Consider the following 25052-nt stretch of genomic DNA (forward strand, 5'->3'; position numbering starts at 1 on the left):
CTTTGTGTCTTTAATTTTTAATGATCCCAAAGGCTTATCCTTGCTCCATAAGGCGTTTTAGTTTTCTGGCGCGCCAACTGTGTTGCAGGATAAACAAGAGTGCGAGACCAAAGCCAATTTCATCACTCAGTGGGGTAGCAAGAATTAAACTTGCACCGGCTAGGAAGCCGATAAGACGTTCCCACCAATAGAGTTTTTGTAACAGGAAACCCGTAAATATCACGCCCCAAATACCAATCGCTACCGTTGCTTTAAGCACGACAAATCCCGTGGCTAACCAGCTATCGCTTTGTAACATTAAGGCGGGGTCGTATACCGCCATAAAAGGGATCACAAAGCCTGCAATCGCGATACGAATTGCCCATAGGCTAATTTTAAGCCCCGATTCCTTAGCAATGGGAGCCGCTGCAAAGCAAGCTAACGCTACGGGAGGGGTTAGATCTGCCATAATGCCAAAATAGAATACAAACATATGGGACACAATCAGCGGCACGCCTAAATCCAGTAGGGCAGGCGCGGCAATTGAGCTGGTGATAATGTAGTTTGGGATAGTCGGAATACCCATGCCCAAAACAAGGCAAGTGAGCATAGTTAACACAAGTGATAGGAAGAGGTTATCTTGCCCTACGGCCAATATATAGCTGGCAAAAGTAGAAGCTATACCAGTGAGTGACACTATGCCGATAATGACACCTACGAGGGCACAGGCGATACCCACAGGCACCGCATGACGAGCACCCTCTACCAATGCATGCAAGCAGATAACGAGGGTTTCTTTGCCGCCTTTAATAAACCAACATACCGCAACTAATAGGGCGATAACCGCAAATACAACGGCAATGCCGAGTTGGAAAAAACCAGCGCAAAGTACACCTAAGGCTATCCAAAATGCAAAACGCATCGCCTTTGATGGCAACCTTAATACGATTGCTGAACCTAAAATCACGATTGAGGTAAGTGCTAAACCCACCATGCCTGAGAATAGCGGTGTTCTGCCTGAAAATAGCAAGTAAATTAAAATAAGCAACGGGATAAGCAGATACCAACGCGCTTTTATTGCCGCCCAAGGATCGGGACACTGATCTTTAGGTAAGCCTGAAAGATTGGCGCGTTTGGCTTCTAAGTGCACCATCCAGAATACGGAGCAGAAATACAGTAATGCAGGAACCAGTGCGGCTTTAGCAATTTCAATAAAGGGCACGTTAATGGTTTCAGCCATAATAAACGCGACGGCGCCCATGATGGGCGGCATAATTTGGCTGCCCATACTGGAGGTTGCTTCAACGCCACCGGCAAATGCGGGACGATAGCCAAAGCGTTTCATTAGGGGGATCGTAAATTGTCCGGTAGTCACCACATTCGCAACGCCTGAGCCCGTAATAGTGCCCATCATGGCGGATGACACCACAGCAACTTTTGCTGGGCCACCCAGTTTGTGGCCAAATAATCCCATAGCAAAATCGGTAAATAATCGGATCATTCCCGCCTGTTCTAAAAAAGCTCCAAACAGAATAAACAGGAAAATATACGTTGCAGATACATAGGTTGGCGTACCGTATAAACCTTCAGTCCCAAAGGCTAATTGATTGATTATTTGGTCAACTCCATAACCACGGTGCATTAATTCACCTGGAAGATATTGGCCAAATAAACCGTAAGCCAAAAAAATGCAACAAATGATCGGGAGTGCCCAACCCATTACCCGTCTAGCAGCTTCAAATACTAAGACAATCAGAATAATACCTATCACCATATCCGCATCAGTGAGTTCGCCTGAGCGTTGGATCAAATCAGCTTCAAAAACCCATTGATAGGCCGCAGTTGCCATGCCTGCAATGCCGAGTAACCAAGCTAAGGGTTGCCATGGCCGAGATTTCCCCACAGCGGGATAACTTAAAAAAACCACAAGTAGCAAAAAGCCAACATGGGTTGCCCGCAATACTTGGGTGGATACAGGATGAAACGCAGCAGTAATAATCTGAAAAATGGAGAAAATGAGGGCTGTATAAAACAGCGCCTTGGGCCAGTCGCCAGTATTGGCACCCAAACCTTGTTGTGGATCGCTCATATTATGCCTCACAGCATTAGACTACAGAGGGTGGTGCAGCATTGGGGATATTAATGTCGTTAATATCCCCAATGTGTATTAGTAAATAGGTCGCACAAAATATTTAGAGCGCGCCCACTTCTTTGTAATAACGCTCAGCACCAGGATGTAGTGGAATGGGTAGATTTTTCGTTGCATTTTCGAGGTTAATGGTTTTGGCTGCGGAATGTGCATTGCCGAGACGTTCAAGATTCGTGAACATAATTTTAGTCATTTGATAGGCTAAATCATCTGAGACGCCATTATGGGTAACCAGTAAATTTTCTATCGCAACGGTAGACACATCCGTCGTTTGACCTTCGTAGGTTGAGGCGGGGATGACACCATGTTGATAGGCAGGATTATTTATGTTGAGTACGACATCCTCAGGAATTTCGACAAAGTTGATAGGCATAGTAGCGGCGAGATCGCGGATTGCCGCCATACCTAAACCTGATGATTGTAGCGTTGCATCTAATTGACGATTTTTGATCAATTCAACGGATTCTGCATAGGGTAAAAATTCTACTTTCCCCATATCTGCGTAACTTAATCCAGCAGCCTTAAAAATGGCTCTGGCATTGAGTTCTGTCCCCGATTTAGGGGCGCCAACGGAGATGCGCTTACCCTTTAAATCGGCTAAGGTTTTAATACCCGATTCTTTATTGGCAACAATTTGGATGTAATTAGGGTAAGCCGCGGCAATGACTCTAATTTTATCTAAAGGTTTATTAAAGCCTGCATCAACATCACCTTGGTAGGCGGCTGACACTGAGTCACCTAATGCAAAAGCTAATTCACCACGACCCGATTGCAGTAGATTAAGATTTTCTACAGAGGCTTTTGTTGCCTGAACAGAGGTTTTAGCACCTTCGATCCCACTACCATAGAGTTGAGACAAGGCCACACCTATAGGATAGTAAACACCACTGGTTCCACCTGTGAGTATGTTGATAAATGCAGGGGCTGCGGCCATAGTGGCAGCACTGAGAGAGAGTGTGATTGCTGCACCGATGGCGACAAAATGTTTGTTGATTTTCATATTGAAATATCCTTGTTTTTTATTGTGTTATATAGGTTCTTTCGAGTAGGGAATAGCATAATCAGCTTAATATAACCGCATAAAACCTAAAAAAGGTCAATTAGGCTATAGTCGATAGCGGAGTTGTTACATGATAAAACGGAGGTTTGATTGCTGATTGGTATAAGGCAATAAAAAGGGCTAACCTAAGTTAACCCTATTTGTGTTATTTGAGGATGACTCCCTTAATAACAGGACACTATTTAGTGTTATCTAAGAAACCTTTTGAAGCATTTTTAGCGTGTTTTGCTGCTCTTTTTTCTTTTGCAGACATTAACGGCTGCTTCTTGGACTCTTTGCGATTTTTTTGCTCTTTACTCATAGCTAACTCCATGTACTTTTGTGGTTGTTCATCAGGCTAATCATGTAAGCCATACGCATTGAACCTATTCCATGATGTCCTGATTAAAGCGAAACGTTAAATCTCGAATTACAACATTTTTAAATCACAATCATTTAAAATCATTGATAATTTATTTGAATTTGTTTGCCTCTTTGAGCTGTACTCGCAAAATAATCTTATCACTGAAATCCGCAGTAGGATCCACTCCATGCTTAGAATAATTAGCGCTAATGGTAGTGTTAACTTGTCTATAAAATATGCGATCGGTGGCACTGTATTGCATAATAACCAAACTAACGGGAGGACTTCCCTAATATGCCACCGAGTATCCCGCGTAAAATTTGTTTTCCTAATTGGTTGCCAACGGTACGCGCCGCCTGTTTAGAAAGGGTCTGTGCTAAACCTTGTCGGCGTTTATTGCCAAAAATAAGCTCGCTAAACCAACCTTGTTCATCGGCCTGATGATGGGGTGTGGCTTCTATTATCGGTGCGCTAGTGGCGGCGGCGTTTTCTGTTCGTCTTTGGTGGAGTAATTCATAGGCCGATTCGCGGTTGACTAACGTATCGTATTTACCGCCAATTGGACTCTGCGCGCGGATTTGTTTTAGTTCTTCAGTCGTTGCTGGCCCCATGCGACAGCGGGGCGGAGCAATTAAGGCGCGCTCTACCATAGTGGGTGCGCCCTTATCGGCAAGCATTGAGACTAAGGCTTCACCCACTGCGAGTTGAGATATCACCTCGCTGACAACCAGTTTAGGGTTGGGGACAAAAGTTTCAGCGGCGGTTTTGACCGCCTTTTGATCCCTTGGCGTATAGGCCCGCAGCGCATGTTGAATACGATTACCTAATTGACCGAGGATTTCATTGGGGACATCATCAGGGAATTGTGAGCAGAAATAAACGCCAACACCTTTTGAGCGAATAAGGCGCATGATCTGCTCAATACGCTTTAATAAACTGGGCGGGCAACCCTCGAAGAGGAGATGTGCCTCATCAATAAAAAACACCAATTTAGGTTTATCAAGATCGCCAACCTCTGGCAGGTTTTCAAATAGCTCGGAGAGTAACCATAATAGAAAACTTGAATATAAACGTGGCGTTAAAATCAGTTTATTCGCAGCGAGTAAATTGATGATGCCGCGCCCTTGTAAATTAGTACGCATTAAATCTTCAAGCTGTAAGGCTGGTTCACCGAAAAAGTCTTTGCCACCATCACGTTCTAACCCTAAAACGGCACGTTGAATCGCCGCGAGGGATTGGGCACTGATCAGACCATATTTAACCGAGATTTCTTTGCGCTCATCAGCGACCAGTGTCAGCATAGCACGCAGATCATCTAAATCGAGCAGCAGTAATCCTTGGTCGTCAGCCAGTTGGAAGACGATATCCAAAATACCGTTTTGGGTGTCATTCAGTTCTAAAATTCGGCTGAGTAAGGTCGGGCCCATTTCACTGACAGTGGTGCGTAAAGGATGCCCTTGAACACCGGCTAAATCCCAAAATACTACAGGGTTGGCCTCATTTTGATAATCCTCAATGCCAATGCTAGCCGCCCTTTGTAACAGTTTTTCACTGGGTGTACCCATGAGCGCTAGGCCAGAAATATCCCCTTTAACATCTGTGATAAACACTGGCACGCCTTGGCGCGAAAACCCTTCGGCGATACTCATTAATGATACTGTCTTTCCCGTACCCGTCGCGCCCGCAATGAGTCCGTGACGATTAGCGTATTTAAGATGTAAGTGAACCTGTTGCTCACCTTTGCCAAGGAGTAGAGTATTCAAGATGATTCCTTATCTTAACTGAAGGGCAGATACTGGCGTTGTTGCACTGCTCTTATCTAACCCACTGTTGTGTCATTATATGTTTGTATGAAAATTCACCATTGAGTGTTGGCCTTAGCGGTATTTATGTCAACATGAGGGATTAAGTTAAAGGTCAGTGAGAGGTCGTGAAAGGGCGAATCGCTTAAGTTACGTGGCAAATTGTGATAAAACCAATCACGTAAAAATGGTTAAAACAGGACAGCAGCGAAATAAGGATTAGCATCGAGATATTTAACGGTGAAATCGGTATTGATGCTATAAGCGGTTTAAGCAAAGAGTTAAGGAATGCGAAGCGTTGGCGTGACACAGAAAGAAGCTTCAATTCGTACCGAACAGACATGCAAGGATAATTGAGTGGCCTTTAACGATACCTTTAGATTGAGCAGCCACGCGGTTATTACCAATGCGCTGGGACAAGTGCTGTTGCTTAAGGCCAATTACGGTAATTTTGCTTGGGGTTTACCCGGCGGCGCACTCGAACCAGGCGAAACGATTCACGAGGCCTTGGTGCGTGAATGCCAAGAGGAATTAGGCTTAAGTGTGCGGGTGAACTATTTGAGCGGTGTGTATTATCACAGCGCTTATCAGTCCCAAGCCTTTATTTTTCGATGCGAATTACTGTTGCCTGAAGTGGCAAAAGATGGGGTAGAAGACGAGCTATTGCCGATCCAATTAAGTCACGAACACTCAGCGTTCGCCTTCCACGATATCGACACCCTTAGCACGGTTCAGCAGCAAAGAATTAAAGATTGCCTCAATTTCAACGGGGTTGTGGTGAGTGCCAAGTTCTAATGCTTTGCCAGTAAACCGCCGGCTGTTAATCGGCTTGGGTTTGCGCGAGTAAAGTTTCTAAGCAGTGTTCCTTGATACCGTAATAGGCTTTAATGTCTGCTATTTGCGCGAGTATTGCGGCGCTGTCTTTCGGGTTATGCTGCGACTTTTTAACGGCCAAAATCATCTTATTTTTATTGGTATGTTCTAGGCTGATAAATTCAAACACCTTAGTCGCATAACCATTGGCTTCCAAAAATAGCGCACGTAATGAATCTGTCACCATTTCAGCCTGTTGGCCCATGTGCACCCCATATTGCAGCATAGGTTTAAACAATTCTGGGCTGTGCATCTGCGGGCGAATTTGTTTATGGCAGCAAGGTGAACACATGATGATGTCGGCATTGGCGCGGATACCATAATGAATCGCATAGTCAGTGGCGATATCGCAGGCGTGCAGCGCGATCATCACATCGGTTTGCTTAGGCGCATGGGTTCTCACATCGCCGCAGACAAATGACAATCCTTGATGATCCAGCGTTGCCGCCGTTTCATTACATAAATCGGCTAAGGCTTGACGTAATTCTACTCCAGTCACCTGCGCATCATTATGAAGGCTATGGCGAAGATAATCATGGATTGCAAAGGTGAGATAACCTTTGCCTGAACCAAAATCGACTACATTGATCGGTTGGTTATTCTTGTGGGGTGAGGCTTCGAGTGCTTGGCTGAAAACCTCAATAAACTTATTGATTTGTTTCCATTTACGCGACATCGCAGGGATCACATTATGCTGGCTGTCAGTTACACCTAGCTTAGTGAGAAAGGGTCGTTCAATATCCACAAAACGCTTTTTCTCACGGTCATGTTCTAACGGCGCCGCGACGGTTTGTTTAACATTATGTGTACTGATTTGGACTTTGCCTTTTTTGCTGATCTCAAGCTGAACCTCTGCCTGCGCCGTGGCTAAGTGGGCGCTCTTAAAATCGCTACCGAGTAGCTGTTTTATGCTAGCTAAGCCATCGTCATAACTCAGATTTTTAGTGATGTGATTCGTCTGATGCTGATACACAAATGACAGCATAGGTTCATTCTGCAAACTGATCGGCCGAATCGTGATGCGCTGCAGGCTTTTATCTGCCCCTCGGTACTTACTCAACAATAGTTTGATCAGACTATTCTTCGCCAAGCTGTCAGCCAAAAGCTGGTAAAAATCATCAAAAGAATTAAGCGCTGAATGGGACATGATTGTTTCCGAAAAAGTAACCAAGAAAAACAGGATGAGTATTCTAACCGCGATCCGCCGCTACCTAAAGTTATTCTCATCGAGAAGGAGGGTTGAGTTTCGATGCATTACTATCTATTTCAGGTAGTCGTGTTAAGCACTGCTACTCCTGTTACAGTCCCAACTCTTGTTTGAATTATTTAATCAAAGTCAAAGTCGTGGGGCTTCACCCCCTGATGTTTTAATTAAAATTCGACCAAGGAGCACTGCTCGTCCTATCCTCCTTCCTATTTATAAACAATCAGCCATGACGCCCCTAATGGAGTTGAAAACCCCTTGGGCAATTAGCGCACTTATGTTATCGCGTCAGACGCTCATCTCTGATTCGACTGACGCTATCTCGGCATCTGATAGGCAGGATGCCTGAATGTCGTGAAGTGCATGGATGCACGAGAACGACCATGCCTCGATCACGCAACGAACGCTAATGCCCTGCGGTCACTTCGAGGGGATATTCCGTCGATTGTTGAGTTGTTTATTGGTCACTTAACGCATTAAAGCGTGGTGGATGTCCTGTTTTACCCTCTGTTTCACTCTTCGTCCCCGCTAACGCAAAATTTAACAATGGGTGTCTAGGCAAACTAAGTTTAAGCCTTTAGCCAATTTACGTAATTCAGTATTATTCGCTGTAATTTTTCCATTTGTCACCGCATCAGAATATAAATCAAAAAGACTACTTATGTCATCATGAGTTAATAGTCTTTTTTCTTTTGCTGAATTAGCTGTATCAATTATTTTATTGACGAGTAATTTAGAGCGAATATTGCTCACTCTCTCTATAAGAAAAAAAGCCTGTGCATTAGTAGGATTATGTTCAACATTCCCCCAAAAGTGATTCATAGCTTCAACAACACCAAAGCATCCCCTCTCAAAACGTACGGAGGAAATATAAATATCTAGAATAATTTTTTTACTAAATACGCTCGTAACCCAAGGGGCTAATGCTAGTTCAATAAATTTACGCCGTTTTGTTTTACTTAAATCTGAAATAAATAGAGTCCGAGTGAGTTGTTGTACAATAGTTGAGCCACCGGATTTTGGCTTTATATTCATCAACCCCAATATACTCCGTGCAAGCGATTTATAACTAATTCCAGAGTGACTGTAAAAGTCTCTATCTTCAATGAAGATAAGGAATTTCTTAATATTCAGCGTAGAAACTTTAAGTCTATCAGTTTCATGAGCTGCTAATTTAGCTCGGTATGCGATGTATTCAATATTTTCAGTTAACGGTAAACCTATATTTTTTGAAATAAATTTATAAAATATAAGCCGAGATGTTTCATGAGTATCAAGTAACGATAATCGATAGATCATCATTGCAGATAAAAACCAGAAAAATCCCATTAGTAAAATAAACGCAGAGTTAAATTCTTCCGGAATAACATTGGGGTTCTGCTTAATAAAATAAGCGCTCAAAAATAATACTACAGAGCTTGAAATAATTGATATCATCCAAAATGGATAAGCTGCATATGTCAGCCATCCAGGAAATAGTTTCAGAGCAAGTGGTTGGTCAGCACCTTCGATTCTCCAGTTAGGCAGGAGAAGTTGGATATTTCCGTAGCTTAACCCTAACATTCGCCTCAAAATAATGACTTTCCTCCCAGAAAAAACTATTGCTCGCTGCCGATCTGAAAAATACTTTAGACTAATAAAAGAAAAGCCAATAATTATGGATAATAAAATTAATGAAATAATGTACGGAGGAATGATACCACTAAAAACGGTTATTAATTGGTTTGATGAACCTACTAATAATGAGCCTAAAGCTGCGGACGAAACAAGCGTCACATTTGATGCATTTAGGAAAACCCTTTCTTCTGACTCAAGGTTCTTAGCTGCAACTTTATACTCCTCCAGTGCGATATCTCGCTCATCAAAATGGTAAGTTGGAAAGTGTTGACGCCATCCTTCTTTATAGTCTTCTTCGATCAATGTGTGATTTCCGTTTTATTGCTTAACGTCTTTGTATTTATGTACTGCGTTGTTTGCAGGGCATAAACCGCTTGTAGGACTTGGCCGCTGTTAGAACCATGTAAATTGGTATAAATGATGCTATAGGAATTTGCTTTTTTGCGGTAGTGGTTTTTTATGCCTTTTGATGGGTAATTATTTGATATCGTTTTAGCTTTATCATCCTTTGCTGGCTAGCAGAGATACGCAAAGGTTAATAGGATTAAGCACTGTCATGTAAGTGACCGTTGACGGCATGGATGCCGTCGTCGAGCCTATAGGGACATATTCACGGCGTGTCACTGGAATGACAGTGCTTAATCGCTGAAACAGAATGATGAACACCCTCTCTATGAGTCATTAATACGGCCTTGCATTTGTTCAATTCCTACCCTAAAAACAAAGATCTGTTACCGAAAAGCTGGATTCCTGCCCACAAGCATTGCGGGAATGACAGTGCTTAATCAATGTCGTCATTACAACACAAGTGCAAAGCAAGATGCGGCAACTTGTTATTCGTCCTATGGTTCTCGTCTAGTGGCTCTTGTATTGTGGATCAAGCGCGCAGGCGGGTTTTCTTCTGTTATAATGCCCCCTCGATTTTTTGGAGGCGAGAATGGACGTATCTTCTTTACTAGACGGCCTGAATGATAAGCAGCGCGAGGCTGTCGCGGCACCGCAATCTAGCATGTTAGTGTTGGCGGGCGCGGGCAGTGGTAAAACTCGGGTGTTGACCCACCGTATTGCGTGGCTGATGCAGGTTGAACAGCAGAGTCCGTACTCGATTCTGGCGGTGACGTTTACCAATAAAGCTGCGGCTGAGATGCGCGAACGAGTTGAAAAAGTCGCTGGTACCAATATGGGCCGCATGTGGATTGGCACTTTCCATGGCTTGGCACATCGCTTGTTGCGCACTCACTTCCAAGATGCGGGTTTACCGCAAAGCTTCCAAATCCTCGATTCTGACGATCAAGTGCGCTTGATCAAACGTATTCTTAAAAGCCTGAATTTGGATGAGAAACAATATCCTCCACGCCAAGCTCAGGGTTATATCAATGGTAAAAAAGACCAAGGATTACGCCCTAAACATATCGATGCCATCGGTTTTCCCATTGAGCAAAATCTGTTAAAAATCTATCAGGTTTATCAAGAGTCTTGCGACCGCGCAGGTTTAGTCGATTTTGCCGAAATCCTTTTACGTGCCCATGAGTTATGGCTTAATAAGCCGCATTTGTTGGCCCATTATCAAGAACGCTTTAAGCATATTTTGGTGGACGAGTTCCAAGATACCAACGCGATCCAATATGCGTGGATCCGCGTGCTTGCCGGTCAAACTGCCAATGTGATGATAGTCGGTGATGACGACCAATCGATTTACGGCTGGCGCGGCGCTCAGGTTGAAAACCTGCATCGCTTCCTTCAGGATTTTCCTACCGCAACCACCATTCGCCTCGAGCAAAACTATCGCTCTAAGGGGAATATTCTTAAAGCGTCCAACGCGTTAATCGCCAATAACCCCGAGCGTATGGGCAAAGAGTTATGGACGGATGAAGCCGATGGCGATCCAATTTCGCTCTATTGCGCCTTTAATGAAATGGATGAGGCGCGCTTTATTGTCGGTCGGATAAATGATTGGCATGAAAAGGGCGGTAACCTCAGTGATTGCGCAATTTTATATCGCTCGAATGCTCAGTCGCGGGTATTGGAAGAAGCCTTATTACACAAAGGCTTAGCCTATCGTATTTACGGTGGCTTACGCTTTTTCGAGCGTCAAGAAATTAAAGATGCCATGGGCTATATGCGCCTCATCAGTAATAAAAATGATGATGCCGCCTTCGAGCGGGTGGTGAATACGCCGCCCCGTGGTATAGGCGATCGCACCTTAGATATTTTACGCACTACGGCGCGCCAACAAGAGCTTACGTTATGGCAAGCGTGTTTAAGGCTGCTGGATGAAAAAGTACTTGCCGGCCGTGCAGCCAGTGCGGTGCGTGGCTTTATGGATTTAATCGTTACTCTACAGGAAGATACGCAGGATATGGCCTTGTATCGCATGGCCGACACTGTGATCCAAGCGTCGGGCCTTAAGGCCATGTATGAAGCCGAAAAGGGCGAGAAAGCCCACGCTAGAATCGAAAACTTAGAAGAACTCGTCACGGCGGCACGTACCTTTGAAATGCCTGAAGAGCTTGAGGATATGGGCGAGCTTAACGCCTTTTTATCCCATGCTGCGCTTGAGGCGGGTGAAGGGCAGGCCGATGCCTTTACCGATGCGGTGCAACTGATGACGCTGCATTCGGCCAAAGGGCTTGAGTTTACCATGGTGTTTATGGCGGGAGTCGAGGAAGGGATTTTCCCGAGTAAAATGGCGCTCGAAGAGGGCGACAGACTCGATGAAGAACGCCGTCTCTGCTACGTGGGCATGACCCGCGCGATGGAAAAACTCTACATTACCTATGCGGAATCGCGCCGTATCTATGGCCGGGAAGATTACGCGCGGCCGTCGCGTTTTATCAAAGAGATCCCGCCGCAATATGTGGATGAAATTCGCCTTAAGGCGCAGGTTTCCACTCCCATGGCAAATAATCGTTTTAGCACTCAAAAGTCGGCAGCGGCAAATGATACGGGCTTTAATGTTGGACAGAGAGTCAATCATCCTAAATTTGGTGAAGGCAAGGTCACCAACTTTGAAGGCAGCGGCGCACAGGCCAGAGTTCAGGTTAGTTTTACCGACTTTGGCAGTAAATGGTTAGTGGTGGCTTACGCTCGTTTAGAAGCGCTTTAAGCTTGAAATGATGGGTGAGTGTCATTCTTTTGTGACAATGTTTTTGGGTGGGAATTCGCGTTCAGGGTTAGCTTAGGTATATGATGCTAACCCATAGGGATGAAGGCGAAAATGGTAGATTATTAGGCGTGGGAGTACCTCGTTAATGAATTTAAAGCAGAAGTGGGACGTGTATTCCCGTCTGACTCGACTCGACCGTCCTATCGGTACGTTATTATTGATGTGGCCATGCTTGATGGCGCTGATGTTAGCGGCGGGTGGTATGCCCGATCTTAAGGTATTGATCATATTCATTATTGGCGTGGTGATCATGCGTGCCTGTGGCTGCATTATTAACGACTATGCCGATCGCGATCTTGACTCTTTTGTGGAGCGCACTAAATCTCGGCCGCTGGCCAGTGGCGAAATCAGTACTAAAGAAGCCTTGATACTGTTTGTCGTCTTAGGTTTATCTGCATTTGGTTTAGTCTTATTACTCAATGGATTAGTGGTTAAATTATCCGTTGTTGGCATTATCCTCACTATCATTTATCCCTTCACCAAACGCATTACTAATATGCCGCAGATGTTTTTAGGCGTGGTGTGGAGTTGGTCTATCCCTATGGCGTATGCCGCGCAGACGGGTGAAGTACCGATGGAGGCTTGGTGGTTATTTGCGGCGAATTGGTTTTGGACAGTTGCCTACGACACTATGTATGCCATGGTTGATAGGGACGATGATCTTAAGGTGGGTATAAAATCCACTGCCATTTTGTTCGGTAAATATGACCGCCAAATCATAGGCTTATTTCAGATTGCTGCACTAGTCTGTTTTATTGCTGCGGGTTGGAGTGCTGAGCGCGGTTTACTCTATGGCCTTGGTTTACTGACTTTTGTTGGCTTTAGTACTTACCAACAAATGCTGATTTTTGGTCGTGAACGCGCCCCTTGTTTTAAGGCTTTTCTTAACAATAACTGGGCGGGACTCGCATTATTTGTTGGCTTGGGGGCTGATTATCTAATCTAAACGTTTGTCGTTCACGATTTTTGTTTACGGCTAAGGCTAAGTTGTTCAGTTTTATCAGGAGCACTATCAAAGGAGGTGATGTATGCCGTGCCAGTTAACCCGACTATTTGGAATTGAGTTACCCATTATCCAAGCGCCGATGGCGGGTGTCCAAGGCAGTGCCTTAACGATTGCGGTATCACAGGCGGGCGCGTTGGGATCTTTGCCCTGTGCAATGTTATCCCTTGAGACATTAGATGCAGAACTTAGCCTGATCCGTAGCCACACAACTAAACCCATTAACGTAAACTTCTTTTGTCACCACGAACCTGAACCGCAAGCGGCGAAACAAGCCGCATGGCTTAAACAACTCACCCCTTATTTTACTGAATTGGGTATCCATCCTGATACCCAAGCTGCGGGAGCACAACGTGCGCCATACACGAGTGCTCAGGCAGAAGTGTTAGCTAAATTTAAGCCCGAAGTTGTGAGTTTTCATTTTGGTTTACCGAATGAAGACTTGTTGCTGGAGATTAAATCTTGGGGTTCCAAGGTTATTTCCACCGCAACCACTTTAGAAGAAGCCTTATGGTTAGAAGCGCGTGGGGTAGATGCCATTATTGCTCAGGGTTTAGAGGCTGGGGGGCACAGGGGGCATTTCCTATCGGACGATCTCACCGAGCAGCTTGGTACTTTTGCTTTATTGCCACAGATTATTGCCGCCGTTGATGTACCTGTTATCGCCGCGGGCGGGATAGTCGATGCTAAAACGGTGCGCGCTGCGATGGCAATGGGCGCGTCGGCGGTGCAAGTGGGTACGGCCTATTTACTCTGTCCTGAATGCACTACCACTAAAATTCACCGCGCAGTACTGCAAAGTGAGACTGCGCAACATACGGCGCTCACTAATTTATTTTCTGGCCGCCCTGCCCGCGGTATTGTAAACCGTTTTATGGCCGAACTTGGGCCTATCAATAGTGCGGTACCGGATTTTCCGCTTGCTTCGAATGCTATCGCTGGATTGCGAAGCGCCGCTGAACAACAGGGATTTGGCGATTTTAGTCCGCTCTGGTGCGGCCAAAATGCAACTGGCTGTCAGGCGATTCCCGCCGCAGAGCTTACAAAACAATTGGCGTTGGGGATTTGGTTGAGTGCAGAAGTGTCATAAAATCTGCTTTCTAGAAATAGAATATCAAACCTATGAGTTAATGCTTTGAAGTAAAGGATACAGTTTAGTTATGACACCGATTTTCAGTAATGCCGCAATTGGTCGAACTCTGTTGATTTTGCTCTTATGTGCCGGTGTATTCTTTTTTATCGACTTTTTAGTCCCCGCCTTAGCTGCCTTGATTGTGTGTTTTTCGAGTTGGCCGCTTTATCAAAAACTGTTGGCAAAATGCCGTGGTCGTTCAGCGTTGGCGGCGACGATTGCTTTGGTGCTGATTGTATTAGGGTTGGTTATCCCGCTTGCGTTCGTTTTTTCCTATGCTTTACATGAAATTAGGGGCTGGGTTGAGTGGCTCGTCCACACGAATCAGCATGGTGCTGCTGTGCCTGTCTGGATCAAAGAATTACCTTTGATAGGAGAGTGGCTCACCCTGCAATGGCACGAGTTTATCGGTGAACCCCACGAGTTGGGTAAAATAATCAGCGCCATCAGTGGTCAAAATTTAAGTGGTATTTCCCGTTGGGTACTGCAATTGGGCTGGAACACCTTAGGGCTGTTACTGACCTTACTTTTTATGCTGATCACTTTGTTTTTCTTATATAAAGATGGCGAACATGTTGCGAAACAGCTCGATATTGTGGGTGAACGTGTTTTGCCTGCCCGTTGGCACAGTTTTTCCCGCGTGGTGCCTGCAACGGTTAGTTCTACCGTGATAGGTATGACGCTTATTGCCATTGGTGAGGGCATAGTGCTCGGTATTGCCTATTGGATTGCGGGTGTACCTTCGGCTGTGGCTTTTGGGGTGTTAACCGCATTTATGGCGCTGATCCCCGGCGGTGCGCCCACTATGTTTACCTTGATTTCACTCTATCTTGTCGGCACTGGTGATATGACCGCCGGAGTCGGTTTATTCCTTTGGGGCAGTATAGAGCTGTTTATTGTCGATAAAACCCTAAGGCCAAATCTTGTTGGTGGGCCGATTAAATTACCTTTCTTACCGACTTTTTTCGGTCTGATCGGTGGGGTGAAAACCATGGGGTTTGTTGGTTTATTTGTCGGTCCAGTACTGATGGCCTTGCTGGTAGCCATTTGGCGGGAATGGCTAAGGGAAGAACCTGAAACGATACCAATGGACAAACAGGCAGAAAGCTAAGGCTCAATTTGCTGCTAAGGTATTTTTCCGCTCATCGGTGTAATTCCACCAAGGCTTAGGATCATCACCCGCCATAAAACGGGTGATGGAGATAAACACATCGAGCATACAAGGATCCTGTTTTACCCCTGTTAATGTGTTGAGTGTGCGGTACATTTCGTAGGGATTTCTCCCAAGCAATTGCACTGGCGTCTCTATGCCGAGTAGACGCAGATCCGTAGCGCAGGCTTTACCAATATTGGGTAAATCCGTTAATTGCTTAACCTCGGCACGCACCACTTTCGCTGGATTCATACGAATTTCCCCGTGATAAATATCATTGAAAAGCCTGCGCTGCCGTAGAGTCGACTCGACAGCGTTTAGGCTTTAACCAGTGTTGTTAAATCCGCTGGGCGATAGTAAACCGATTTTAACACTTTGCCTTGGCGAACGACTTTACCTGCCATTTCCACATCTTTAGCGCATTTGGCGATGATAAAATCACCTTGCTGACTACCGACAATTTCAACACCTTGTTTGGCATAAAAGGCAATAGTCTCAGCCAGTTCTTGCTCGTTACGGCACACTTTACTCATATTGCTCGAATGCACTTCATCCCAGCAGGCGATAAAGTCGATTTCACGGTTATGAGCCACGCAAAGCAACAAGTCAATCAGGTAACTGATTTCGAGTCTGTCCGTCATTGCTTGCGCGCCCAAATGCACTAAACGTCCCATTAACACATATACAGAATCGACTATGGCATCGGCCTGTTCGGTACGGCTATCGGCTTCGGCAAGCTCAGTTAACTCCTCAATAATCAGTGAAGTATGTAGGGTGTCTGCCTTGTCATCTAAGGAATGAACATCATTAACGGGTAAATCGAAGGTGCGACGAAAATCACTGATATCACGATATAAGTGGTCATAAATAGGTTGAGTTAAGCGGGTGAGTTTCATCTGATGTGCCTTGATATAAAAAAGTTTGGCGACAATTTTAAAGAAACGCACCGCAGAATACAAAGATGGGGCGAATATAAAAATACCCGCAGCCAAATGGGTAGCAGCGGGTTTCGGCAAATATTGGCGGATGACCGAATGGAGAAATATATTGTGAGCCTGTGTTACTTGGTGATTATTGGCCGTATTTTGCAATCAGTTGATCAAGATAAGGGCCAACATCTTTATCACTCCAATCTAAATAACCCCGTACAAAACCCACAAGATTACCTTTAGCATCAAAAATATAACTCGCTGGGACGACATTCGCAGGGATGATTTGCTCAACATTTTGCTTTGGGTCAAGCCAAGTGGCATAGCCGCTAAAGCCATATTGGTTAAGAAAAGGGCGTACATCTTTAGGTTCTTCATCGATAGAGATAGGGATGATGGCGATATTTTTCCCTTGATATTGTTGCTTCAGTTTTTGGAGTTCTGGAATTTCCCGTAAACAGGGGGCACACCAAGTTGCCCAAAGATTGACCAAAACCAATTTTCCTTGGTGTTGTTTTAGGGTTTGAGTTTGCCCTGATTCATCAATAAAGGGGACTTCTGGTACGCCGCGTGCGTGCTGCATCTCTATAAAGCCCGTCATAACTTGAGGTTTAGGAAGAGGCTCACCCGTGCTGTAGAGTTTATTGTCTAATGAGTGTGCTGGGCTGCTATTAGAAAATAGGCCAAAACACGCCAGTAGAACAAAGGGGAAATAGCGTAATTTCATCTGGTTATCCTTTATTTCAAATAGACGATTGTGTTTTTTTTCGGGTTATCAAAGCAAAACAAAGCCCAACACCAAGCACTAATAACAGCAGTGGCCCAAGCCAAAGTGCGGACGTGGATGCCTTAAATTCAGGTTGATAACGGATTTTTTCACCATAGCGCTGCACCATAAAATCGATAATCTCATCTTGGCTTTGCCCCTGTTCCAGCATCGAGAATATTTGTGCTTTGAGTTCATGGGCGATAGGTGCTTGTGATTCAAATAGGGTTTGATTCGTCGCCATAGGGCAACGCAGCACTTTACTGATATCCATTGCCTGTTGCTGGTGGGAAAGGCCAGATATGGACTGTTCCTGCGCCATGGATAAGGATGTGGTTCCTATCCCAAATAGGGTGATAGGGAGCAGTAAGACTAAAAAGCGTAATATTGGATTCATTAGGCAAGCGTCTCCTGTGGTTTGTGATGGGATAGGTTAACTAAGGTTGTTAAATCAGCTTGGTAGCTAAAGCGGCGAGTAGGCCAAGCGGCAATTGCCCCGCCCAGCATCATTAATAGGGCGCCAAGCCAGATCCAACTCGCGAGGGGTTTATAGCTGATACGGATAAGGTATTCGTTATCACTTAATTGCAGCCCCATAGACACATAAATATCCCGCCATAAACCGTGGTCGATACCCGCGTGGGACATTTCCATCCCGTTGCTTTTAAAGGTTTGTCGTTGTGGTGTGATATAGCCTAAAACCCGTTCATCATTCGCTGCATCACGGATACTGATATTGGCTTGAATGGCGGTAAAGCTGTTGGTTTCAACATTCTCTGTGCTTTCATAAACTAAGACATAACTCGCCAAAGGCTTACCTTGACCAGGCCCCATTCGTAGCAGGGCTTCCTGTTCAAAAAAGGAGACGGATGTTGCTCCTATAATAGTGATAGCCACCCCCAAGTGGGCGAATAGCATGGCGACAACCCCTTGTTTTGATGACTTAACGGGAGGATTTAAGCCGTGCTCACTGCGGTTTTGGGTTAATTGACGGGCATATACTCGTCTACCCAATCCCGAGGCTACCAATATCGTGAGCAATAAACACACCAGCAACCAAAGTGCCGCGGCAGTGCCAAGGAGTAAAAATAAGCTACTGCCCGAGGCGGCTTGTAAACTTACCCAGCCTGCGACGGCTAATATCATTAGGCTAGGAATGAGCAGGGAAGTAATACGAGTCTTTGAGGCATTTTGCCATTGCACTTTTTGCCATTGCACTTTTTGCCATTGCACTTTTTGCCATTGCACTAAGGGCGCAATGCCCATTAACAGGACAAGCAAGAAAGTGAGGGGGACAAATATAGCGTTGAAATATGGGGCGCCCACTGAAAGTGTGCCTAAATCCAGTAGCTCATAGATCAAAGGGTAAAATGTGCCGAGTAACACGGAAAACGCGGCAACGACTAAGATAACGATCCCGAGCAGTAACAGTGTTTCCTTGCTAAAAAGCGCGAAAGTCACATCCTGTTTTAAATGATGCGCTTTGAGCGCAAAAATCAGTAACCCTGCACCAACAAAAATCACTAATAAGCAGAGGATTGACATGCCACGGGTAGGATCGGCGGCAAAGGCATGTACCGATTGCACTATGCCGGAGCGCACCAAAAAGCTGCCGAGTAAACTGAGTGAAAATGCCAATAAGCACAGCAGTAAAGTCGTCAGTTTAAAGCCATGAGTACGTTGAGTGAGAATGAGGGAATGCACTAATGCTGTTGCCACAAGCCAAGGAATAAAGGAGGCATTTTCGACAGGATCCCAAAACCACCAACCACCCCAACCCAGTTCGTTATAGGCCCACCAAGATCCAAAGGCATTGCCGCCTGTGAGAAACACCCACGCTAATAATACCCAAGGTCGTAAATAGTTAATTTGGCGAGTATTAAAGCCACCACCGAGCAGTGATGCTAACGCTGCGGCAAAGCAAACCGTAAGGCCTACATAGCCAAGAAAGAGCATGGGGGGGTGTAATATGAGGCCTATGTCTTGCAAAATGGGGTTAAGATCTCGCCCTTCAATTGGAATGTTAGGTAATAAACGGGCAAAGGGATTAGAGGTAAAGAGTAAAAATAGGTTAAAACCAAGGATCACTAACGCCAGAATAGCCAACAGTCTCGCAAAATACAGGGTGTCTTGGTAGCTATCGGTGGCCTTATCCTGAGTGCAATCCGCTATCTTCACGTGATAACTGATGATTGCGCCCCAAAGAGCAATCGTAAATATCCAGAAGAGCATTGACCCTTCATGGCTGCCCCAAACGGCGGCCACTTTATAGCCCAATGCCAATTGGCTATTCGAGTGGTTTGCAACATAAGCAACAGAAAAGTCATCAGTGACAAAGCAATAAATTAAGCAAAGAAGTGAAAAAAATACCGAGATAAATATGGTTCTAAAGAGTACCGGACTTAACCCAACCAGATAGGCATTATGCTGTTTAATCCCTATTAGTGGTAGTATTGCAGAAAATAATGCCAATACGCTACTGATGATCAATAATATATGCCCAATCTCTGGAACCATAGTTGTCATTTATTATTCCTTAGAATAATGATAACGCGGTAAAATAAAAGAGTGTTGATAGTTACTTTGTTCATGTGATTTTAAGCTTTTAACTTTATTGCTTTAATAAGTTTTATTTAATATTTAAATTTCATATCAGTCTTGGTTGAACACATTGTTCAAATATCATTTGACGACTGATTTGCATCACGGTTCATTTTGAGATTAGTCGAATTTTGCATTTGATAATGTGATCTTATTCGTTATTAATTCACTCCATCCCATCCTTAATTATTTTTGAAAAATAAAATCTATTTTTAGTTTTTTTTATAACTAAAACAGGCTTTTTTACTTCTAAAAAACAAGTGTTTGATTAGATTTATGTGTTTGTATTTTATATGCTTTTGTCGCTTTTATTCCTCTTTATTTATCAGCGGGTATTTAATGTGCTCTAGCTCTGATTTTTCATGGTTTTTTGTCTCCATTATGCCATCACTGGTCAATTGTTTATGTCGTTCAGTGAGCAGTTAGGTTCAGTGGAAAATATAAAACTAATGATAATTAGGAGTGAATGATGAAACGATGGAAATCCAAGGTGGCACTCAGTGTGCTATTTGGTTTAGGTTCTGCCATAAGTACCATCTCAATCGCTGCCGATGCTAAATCGGATAATAAGGTGGTTCCTGGAGTGGGTAATAAACAGCAATCCCACTATACTCAAGATATTTTGGCTAATCCCAATTTAGCTGAAAATTTAATGGAACAATCTCGTGGTGTTAAAACACTACAGGATTATATTGTTCAAGAAAAAGAGTTGTTTGATTTTTTATTTGAAAATCACCCCGTTTTTAAATATGACGCAGAAGGGCGATTAAAGGGCACTTATAAAGTCAGTGATCGTGGTGAAGAATATTTACACGGTGGTGACAGTGTTGCTTACAGCAAACACAGTAAAGAAGTGAATTCAACGGATGGCACTGCGGTGCGTTACAGTTCCTATAACGATGGTCAACGTCCCAAGGCCCTACAATACCGTTTAGGCGCAAAATCGATTTTAGATTTTCCCAACAAGTTTGTTGGCCCTGAAAAATGTGGTGAGTGTCATGGTCCACAGTATGAGAAATGGAGACGTTCACGCCATTCAAAAACGATTCGTTTCCCTGGGGAGCATCCAGAGGTTGAAAACAATCTAGATAAAACCATGTATGGCACTAAGGATACCTCTATCCTGCCAGACGGTATTACTCCAGATGTGATTTATGCCACTGTAGGTACGCCAAGAACAAAATATGGCTTTATCGACGGTTACTTAGTACGCGGAACGTACCATGTGAAGGACGGTTTGCTTAAAGATGGCACTGGTACTATGGTCGCTGGTGGTAACCAATTCTCCCGTGGTTGGGCTGAATGGTTAACACCTGAAATGGCAAAGAAAATCCAGAAAGTTATTCCTGACTTTCCAACTAAAATGGAAGATTTTGGCGGAAGTGGTTCACACCAATGGGGTATGAGCTCCTATGGCGCTAAATATGAGAAGGAATTCTTATTCCAGCCAGCCAGTTCCTATTGTGAAATGTGCCACTCCTTTAAGTTTGACTTTAAAACGAAGGATGAGTTTTTTGCAGCTTTAGGTAATCCTAAAGAATTACAAAAACATACTATTTCTAAAGGTATTACCTGTGAAGAGTGTCATGGTGCAGGTGGTCATTTAGATGGTGGTATCGGTGGTGGTATGCCGTCTAACTGTGAGCGTTGTCACCAGCGTTTCAACTTTGTTGAAGAGTTAGCCGAAACGCCGCAGGGTAAAGATAAACTGGAATATGCCTTTAACGTGAAGATGAAATCTTCTTGCCCATCCTGTGGTACAGAAGGTTCGCAAATGTTTGCCTCATCTCACTACGATAAAGGCATGCGTTGTTCTACCTGTCACGACCCACACGAAGTGACGGATGGAGATTGGAAATCCGGTATTACCAAACCCAAAATCATCAAAGAATGTACCGATTGCCATACGGCACAGGCCGAAATTGCGAGTAATACCAAGACTCACAGCAAACAAACCTGCCAAAGCTGCCATATGCCAAACATGGGTAGTTGTGAAAACTTCACGGCGATCCAGTTCCCTGATGTCGCAGGCTTTGACAACGTCCGTAAATCACATATGTGGAAAATTGATGTTGATCCGCTACGTAAAACCCTTAATCCACCTGAAGGTAAGTCTCGCGACTCATCCACAAAAGGCTGGACTGTAGCGAAGGACGAAAATGGCCATAACTACCTCGATCTCATGTGGACTTGTGCTCGCACATCCGCTTCTGATCACGATGTGGTGGATAACAAAGGTTGCCATAGCCAATTCCAATCTAAGTTAGGTGAGGGTCTGCACTTTAAAGATCAACAGGAAATCTACGGCAGAGTTCAGAAGTGGCAAAAACCTGTGAAAGAAGCCTATGCCAAAGTAGAAAAAGCCCTTATTAGCATCGATAAGTCGCCCAATATGGCCAAGTTATCGGTAGAAGATAAGACGCAAGTGCTGTTGTTAACCGATAAAGCTCAAGATGTCCTCAAGCTGATTAAAGCCGATGGTTCATGGGGTGTTCATGGTGCGCGTTACTCACAAAAACGCTTAGATGCCGCCTTGACCTATGTGACCCAAGCCCAAGCCATTATTGATGGTAAGGCGCTGAGTGCGAAGAAAATATAATTTAACTTGAGTCCTAGTTATCCCCGACACCTTAGGGTGTCGGGGAATATGAGAGCCTAATTATGCATAACGTGATTCGTCAAAGTGTAAGCCGAACATTGATGGTGTTGGCCTTAGGCGTGATAGCCCTGCCAGTGATAGCTGGTGGAGGTTCTGAAATGTCTGAAGTGCCCTATAACGAAATCCAATTAAATCCTATTTCGATGATGGAAGCGGAGACCTTGGTTGGCAAGCAAGGTGTTTATTTTTTCGACGTAAATACGCTGGAGATATGGGCAGAAGGTTTTATCCCCGGAGCGGTTTTTTTCAATGTTCAGAATTGGAGAGAGTTACTTCCAAAGAATAAAGATGCGGTCATGGTGTTTTACTGCGCTAACCGCCTTTGCACCACCAGCAATATGGCGGCGAGAGAAACCATGAAGCTAGGTTACACCGGTGTGCGTCATATGGCCGATGGTATTTATGGCTGGCGTATGTCTGGGCGAGTAACAGAAAAACCTTAGTAACACACAAGGCCGATGTTTTATCGGTTTGGTTTGCAGGGCCAAAAGGCGAAACCCACAGGGTTAACATTGTAGAGAACATAATATGAAAACACGTATACCAGCTTCTTTTATCCCCAAAAGCATTACAGTGGCGACCTGCGCCGCATTATTTGTTTCGGTAGCCAGTTTTGCAGGCACAGGTCTGAAAACCGATGCAGATAAAACCTCCTACAGCATTGGTGCTTCTATTGGTAATTACATTTCAGGCCAAGTCTACAACCAAGTTGAATTGGGCTCAGAGGTCAATGTCGACTTAGTTGTGCAAGGTTTTGTGGATGCGCTTAAAGATAAACAGCAATTAACCGACGAAGAAGTGCTGACCTACCTGAACCAAAGAGCAGAACAACTCAATGCAGCAAGAGCCGTCGTTGCTGAAAAACAAATGGCAGAAACCAAAAAGGCAAGTGCGGCATATCTTGCTGAAAATCAAAAAAAGTCTGGCGTTAAAGTTACCGCCTCTGGTCTTCAATACGAAGTCTTAACCCAAGGTAAAGGTCATAAACCCAATCCAGAAGATGTGGTCACAGTGGAATATGTTGGCACTCTTATCAATGGGACTGAGTTTGAAAATACGGTTGGACGTAAAGAGCCTACTCGCTTTGCATTAATGTCAGTGATCCCCGGCTGGGAAGAGGGATTAAAGTTGATGCCTGTGGGGTCTAAATACCGTTTTGTGGTACCCGCAAGCCTTGCCTATGGCGCTGAAGCTGTAGGCATTATCCCACCTGAGTCAGCACTTATCTTTGAAATTGAACTGAAAAATATTGAGAAACCCAGCGAAATGAAAGAGATGAAAAATAAAAAGATGATGCCTGCACACGGTTAATCAGGCTCCTAAAACGAGTTGTTTGGAGAGTGAAATGGAGACTGGAATGGTGAGCTTAGGACTAGGCATTGGCATCAGTTTACTGGTGTTTGTTGCTTACATTTACTGGCAGCACATGCGTCTAAACCTAGTAATGGGAATAGCACAGTTGCCAAACATGTCGAGCAAAGTGCCCTTTGCGATGGGAATCGTCCTAGTGCTGCTTACCCTTGCTATCTACAGTCAAACAGGCCGTTTTAGGGATTGGGATCAAGGTCGGCTTGATGAAAATATTGACTATTTAGTGGCGGCCGAAATCACCAAAGCCAGTCGTTGGGCTCAGAGTGAGCCACAAAATACCTTGGCACTTATGGCATTAGCTCAGGCATACAGTGCGGGTGGTTTGTACTCAGATGCGGTGCGGACCTTGGATAAATTACTCGAAATAGGGGGAGAAGATGCCGAAGTGTTAGGGGCAAAAGCTAACGCGCTTTATTACCGCGAGCTTCGGCAAATGACACCTGAAACCCAAGAGGTGATTGCCAAAGCATTAGCACTCTCTCCCTTTGAGCCTCAAACCCATATGTTACTCGCGGCAGATGCTTACTTACATGCTCGTAACCAAGAGGCCATTGACCATTGGCAGCTTTTGCTCAAACACAATGGGGACAGTATCAACCGTGAAGCAATCAATAATGCGATTGCAAAAGCACAAAGCAAAATGAATGAAAGATGAAACCCGTTTCTATCAACCCTCGCCGTAACGATCTGTCCCTGCAAGGCATCTGGCGAGGTGTTGATATTTTAATAAAAGGATAAATAGGATGAAGAAATACTATGCATTGTTGCTGTTAGTGCCTTTGCTATTTGGCTGTAATAAAAGCGAGGCCACAGACCATGTTCATAAAGCCGAGATGATCCACGAGCATGACCGTTGTCATTTATGTGGCATGGTGATCACTAAATATCCCGGGCCTAAAGGGCAAGTGCACCTCAAGGCTGAGAAGACAGTACCTAAGTTTTGTTCGGTTCGCGATATGTTCAACTTTGCATTGCAGAGTGAGAACAAACGTCAAATTGACTACATGATGGTGCATGACGCGGGCAAGACCGATTGGGATCAGCCTGATGATGGCGCCTTTATCGATGCTAAAAATGCCTTCTATGTTTACGGTACGACTAAGAAAGCCGTGATGGGACCTGCCGTTGCACCTTTTAGCACTCGCGCTGCTGCCGAAGCCTTTGCCAAGGAATATGGTGGTCGCGTACTGAGTTTTGATGACATCACCTTAGAACTGCTCGCGGGTGATAAATAAGGCTGTGATG

General features: G+C 44.6%; 21 protein-coding genes. 10 read left to right on the plus strand and 11 right to left on the minus strand.

What is annotated here, in order from left to right; genetic code table 11:
- Nucleotides 1–34: 34 nt before the first annotated feature.
- The 4 genes from SPUTW3181_RS02910 to SPUTW3181_RS02925 form a co-directional block, all read right to left on the minus strand.
- Nucleotides 35–2068: a TRAP transporter permease gene (locus tag SPUTW3181_RS02910; RefSeq protein WP_011787944.1), complete on the minus strand. Its 2034-nt coding sequence runs from the start codon at nucleotides 2066–2068 to the stop codon at nucleotides 35–37.
- Between the two features lie 103 nt (nucleotides 2069–2171).
- Nucleotides 2172–3128 (minus strand): TAXI family TRAP transporter solute-binding subunit, encoded by a 957-nt coding sequence (locus SPUTW3181_RS02915; RefSeq protein WP_011787945.1) that lies wholly within the window; start codon nucleotides 3126–3128, stop codon nucleotides 2172–2174.
- A gap of 238 nt (nucleotides 3129–3366) precedes the next feature.
- A complete protein-coding gene (locus SPUTW3181_RS22215; protein WP_011787946.1) occupies nucleotides 3367–3489 on the minus strand; it encodes a hypothetical protein in 123 nt (40 codons plus the stop codon).
- Between the two features lie 314 nt (nucleotides 3490–3803).
- Nucleotides 3804–5294, minus strand: coding sequence for a helicase HerA-like domain-containing protein (locus SPUTW3181_RS02925; RefSeq protein WP_011787947.1), 1491 nt, complete (start codon nucleotides 5292–5294; stop codon nucleotides 3804–3806).
- A gap of 396 nt (nucleotides 5295–5690) precedes the next feature.
- Between SPUTW3181_RS02925 and SPUTW3181_RS02930 the strand changes: the two genes are divergently transcribed.
- Entirely contained in the window at nucleotides 5691–6128 is a 438-nt protein-coding gene (locus SPUTW3181_RS02930; RefSeq protein ID WP_011787948.1) for an NUDIX hydrolase, read from the plus strand.
- Between the two features lie 25 nt (nucleotides 6129–6153).
- Here the strand turns inward: SPUTW3181_RS02930 and SPUTW3181_RS02935 are convergent, their stop codons facing one another.
- A complete protein-coding gene (locus SPUTW3181_RS02935) occupies nucleotides 6154–7353 on the minus strand; it encodes a class I SAM-dependent methyltransferase (RefSeq protein ID WP_011787949.1) in 1200 nt (399 codons plus the stop codon).
- A gap of 597 nt (nucleotides 7354–7950) precedes the next feature.
- Nucleotides 7951–9330 (minus strand): biosynthetic peptidoglycan transglycosylase, encoded by a 1380-nt coding sequence (locus tag SPUTW3181_RS02940; RefSeq protein WP_041407937.1) that lies wholly within the window; start codon nucleotides 9328–9330, stop codon nucleotides 7951–7953.
- Between the two features lie 634 nt (nucleotides 9331–9964).
- On the opposite strand from SPUTW3181_RS02940, the gene uvrD reads away from it, so the two are divergent.
- The 4 genes from uvrD (at nucleotide 9965) to SPUTW3181_RS02960 (ending at nucleotide 15439) form a co-directional block, all read left to right on the plus strand.
- Nucleotides 9965–12133: a DNA helicase II gene (uvrD, locus tag SPUTW3181_RS02945; RefSeq protein ID WP_011787951.1), complete on the plus strand. Its 2169-nt coding sequence runs from the start codon at nucleotides 9965–9967 to the stop codon at nucleotides 12131–12133.
- A gap of 145 nt (nucleotides 12134–12278) precedes the next feature.
- On the plus strand, nucleotides 12279–13139 hold the full coding sequence (gene ubiA / locus SPUTW3181_RS02950; protein ID WP_011787952.1) for a 4-hydroxybenzoate octaprenyltransferase: 861 nt from the start codon (nucleotides 12279–12281) through the stop codon (nucleotides 13137–13139).
- Between the two features lie 82 nt (nucleotides 13140–13221).
- Nucleotides 13222–14286, plus strand: a complete 1065-nt coding sequence (locus tag SPUTW3181_RS02955) for an NAD(P)H-dependent flavin oxidoreductase (protein ID WP_011787953.1) — start codon at nucleotides 13222–13224, stop codon at nucleotides 14284–14286.
- A gap of 70 nt (nucleotides 14287–14356) precedes the next feature.
- Nucleotides 14357–15439, plus strand: coding sequence for an AI-2E family transporter (locus SPUTW3181_RS02960; RefSeq protein WP_011787954.1), 1083 nt, complete (start codon nucleotides 14357–14359; stop codon nucleotides 15437–15439).
- A gap of 3 nt (nucleotides 15440–15442) precedes the next feature.
- Here SPUTW3181_RS02960 and SPUTW3181_RS02965 read toward each other — a convergent pair whose 3' ends face one another.
- From SPUTW3181_RS02965 to SPUTW3181_RS02985, 5 genes are all read right to left on the minus strand, one after another.
- The gene (locus SPUTW3181_RS02965) at nucleotides 15443–15733 is read right to left on the minus strand and encodes a helix-hairpin-helix domain-containing protein (RefSeq protein WP_011787955.1); all 291 of its coding nucleotides are present in this window, start codon (nucleotides 15731–15733) and stop codon (nucleotides 15443–15445) included.
- Between the two features lie 65 nt (nucleotides 15734–15798).
- Nucleotides 15799–16377 (minus strand): nucleoside triphosphate pyrophosphohydrolase family protein, encoded by a 579-nt coding sequence (locus tag SPUTW3181_RS02970; RefSeq protein WP_011787956.1) that lies wholly within the window; start codon nucleotides 16375–16377, stop codon nucleotides 15799–15801.
- Between the two features lie 175 nt (nucleotides 16378–16552).
- Nucleotides 16553–17137 (minus strand): TlpA family protein disulfide reductase, encoded by a 585-nt coding sequence (locus SPUTW3181_RS02975; RefSeq protein ID WP_011787957.1) that lies wholly within the window; start codon nucleotides 17135–17137, stop codon nucleotides 16553–16555.
- A gap of 16 nt (nucleotides 17138–17153) precedes the next feature.
- Nucleotides 17154–17573 (minus strand): cytochrome c-type biogenesis protein CcmH, encoded by a 420-nt coding sequence (locus tag SPUTW3181_RS02980; RefSeq protein ID WP_011787958.1) that lies wholly within the window; start codon nucleotides 17571–17573, stop codon nucleotides 17154–17156.
- A complete protein-coding gene (locus tag SPUTW3181_RS02985; RefSeq protein WP_011787959.1) occupies nucleotides 17573–19702 on the minus strand; it encodes a heme lyase CcmF/NrfE family subunit in 2130 nt (709 codons plus the stop codon). Before SPUTW3181_RS02985 ends, SPUTW3181_RS02980 begins: the two co-directional genes overlap by 1 nt.
- A gap of 544 nt (nucleotides 19703–20246) precedes the next feature.
- Here SPUTW3181_RS02985 and sirA point away from each other — a divergent pair.
- The 5 genes from sirA (at nucleotide 20247) to SPUTW3181_RS03010 (ending at nucleotide 25042) form a co-directional block, all read left to right on the plus strand.
- Complete coding sequence (gene sirA / locus SPUTW3181_RS02990) at nucleotides 20247–22376, plus strand: dissimilatory sulfite reductase SirA (protein ID WP_011787960.1); 2130 nt, start codon at nucleotides 20247–20249, stop codon at nucleotides 22374–22376.
- 62 nt (nucleotides 22377–22438) lie between these two features.
- On the plus strand, nucleotides 22439–22879 hold the full coding sequence (locus SPUTW3181_RS02995) for a rhodanese-like domain-containing protein (protein ID WP_011787961.1): 441 nt from the start codon (nucleotides 22439–22441) through the stop codon (nucleotides 22877–22879).
- Nucleotides 22880–22964: 85 nt separating this feature from the next.
- Entirely contained in the window at nucleotides 22965–23747 is a 783-nt protein-coding gene (locus SPUTW3181_RS03000) for an FKBP-type peptidyl-prolyl cis-trans isomerase (protein ID WP_011787962.1), read from the plus strand.
- A gap of 34 nt (nucleotides 23748–23781) precedes the next feature.
- Nucleotides 23782–24462 carry a tetratricopeptide repeat protein gene (locus SPUTW3181_RS03005; protein ID WP_011787963.1) on the plus strand — a complete coding sequence of 227 codons (681 nt, stop codon included), beginning with the start codon at nucleotides 23782–23784 and terminating at the stop codon, nucleotides 24460–24462.
- 88 nt (nucleotides 24463–24550) lie between these two features.
- Entirely contained in the window at nucleotides 24551–25042 is a 492-nt protein-coding gene (locus SPUTW3181_RS03010; RefSeq protein WP_011787964.1) for a nitrous oxide reductase accessory protein NosL, read from the plus strand.
- The last annotated feature ends 10 nt before the right edge of the window (nucleotides 25043–25052 follow it).

Source organism: Shewanella sp. W3-18-1 (assembly GCF_000015185.1).
Classification (GTDB): Bacteria; Pseudomonadota; Gammaproteobacteria; order Enterobacterales; family Shewanellaceae; genus Shewanella; species Shewanella putrefaciens.

What these genes read in the sequence shown, in the direction of transcription:
- sirA (WP_011787960.1), top strand. Translation starts at nt 20,247, where the DNA reads ATGAAACGATGGAAATCCAAGGTGGCACTCAGTGTGCTATTTGGTTTA.
- SPUTW3181_RS02960 (WP_011787954.1), top strand. Translation starts at nt 14,357, where the DNA reads ATGACACCGATTTTCAGTAATGCCGCAATTGGTCGAACTCTGTTGATT.
- SPUTW3181_RS03000 (WP_011787962.1), top strand. Translation starts at nt 22,965, where the DNA reads ATGAAAACACGTATACCAGCTTCTTTTATCCCCAAAAGCATTACAGTG.
- SPUTW3181_RS02965 (WP_011787955.1), bottom strand. Translation starts at nt 15,733, where the DNA reads ATGAATCCAGCGAAAGTGGTGCGTGCCGAGGTTAAGCAATTAACGGAT.
- SPUTW3181_RS03005 (WP_011787963.1), top strand. Translation starts at nt 23,782, where the DNA reads ATGGAGACTGGAATGGTGAGCTTAGGACTAGGCATTGGCATCAGTTTA.
- SPUTW3181_RS02970 (WP_011787956.1), bottom strand. Translation starts at nt 16,377, where the DNA reads ATGAAACTCACCCGCTTAACTCAACCTATTTATGACCACTTATATCGT.
- SPUTW3181_RS02935 (WP_011787949.1), bottom strand. Translation starts at nt 7,353, where the DNA reads ATGTCCCATTCAGCGCTTAATTCTTTTGATGATTTTTACCAGCTTTTG.
- ubiA (WP_011787952.1), top strand. Translation starts at nt 12,279, where the DNA reads ATGAATTTAAAGCAGAAGTGGGACGTGTATTCCCGTCTGACTCGACTC.
- SPUTW3181_RS02985 (WP_011787959.1), bottom strand. Translation starts at nt 19,702, where the DNA reads ATGACAACTATGGTTCCAGAGATTGGGCATATATTATTGATCATCAGT.
- SPUTW3181_RS02980 (WP_011787958.1), bottom strand. Translation starts at nt 17,573, where the DNA reads ATGAATCCAATATTACGCTTTTTAGTCTTACTGCTCCCTATCACCCTA.
- SPUTW3181_RS02975 (WP_011787957.1), bottom strand. Translation starts at nt 17,137, where the DNA reads ATGAAATTACGCTATTTCCCCTTTGTTCTACTGGCGTGTTTTGGCCTA.
- SPUTW3181_RS02915 (WP_011787945.1), bottom strand. Translation starts at nt 3,128, where the DNA reads ATGAAAATCAACAAACATTTTGTCGCCATCGGTGCAGCAATCACACTC.
- SPUTW3181_RS02910 (WP_011787944.1), bottom strand. Translation starts at nt 2,068, where the DNA reads ATGAGCGATCCACAACAAGGTTTGGGTGCCAATACTGGCGACTGGCCC.
- SPUTW3181_RS22215 (WP_011787946.1), bottom strand. Translation starts at nt 3,489, where the DNA reads ATGAGTAAAGAGCAAAAAAATCGCAAAGAGTCCAAGAAGCAGCCGTTA.
- SPUTW3181_RS03010 (WP_011787964.1), top strand. Translation starts at nt 24,551, where the DNA reads ATGAAGAAATACTATGCATTGTTGCTGTTAGTGCCTTTGCTATTTGGC.
- SPUTW3181_RS02955 (WP_011787953.1), top strand. Translation starts at nt 13,222, where the DNA reads ATGCCGTGCCAGTTAACCCGACTATTTGGAATTGAGTTACCCATTATC.
- SPUTW3181_RS02995 (WP_011787961.1), top strand. Translation starts at nt 22,439, where the DNA reads ATGCATAACGTGATTCGTCAAAGTGTAAGCCGAACATTGATGGTGTTG.
- uvrD (WP_011787951.1), top strand. Translation starts at nt 9,965, where the DNA reads ATGGACGTATCTTCTTTACTAGACGGCCTGAATGATAAGCAGCGCGAG.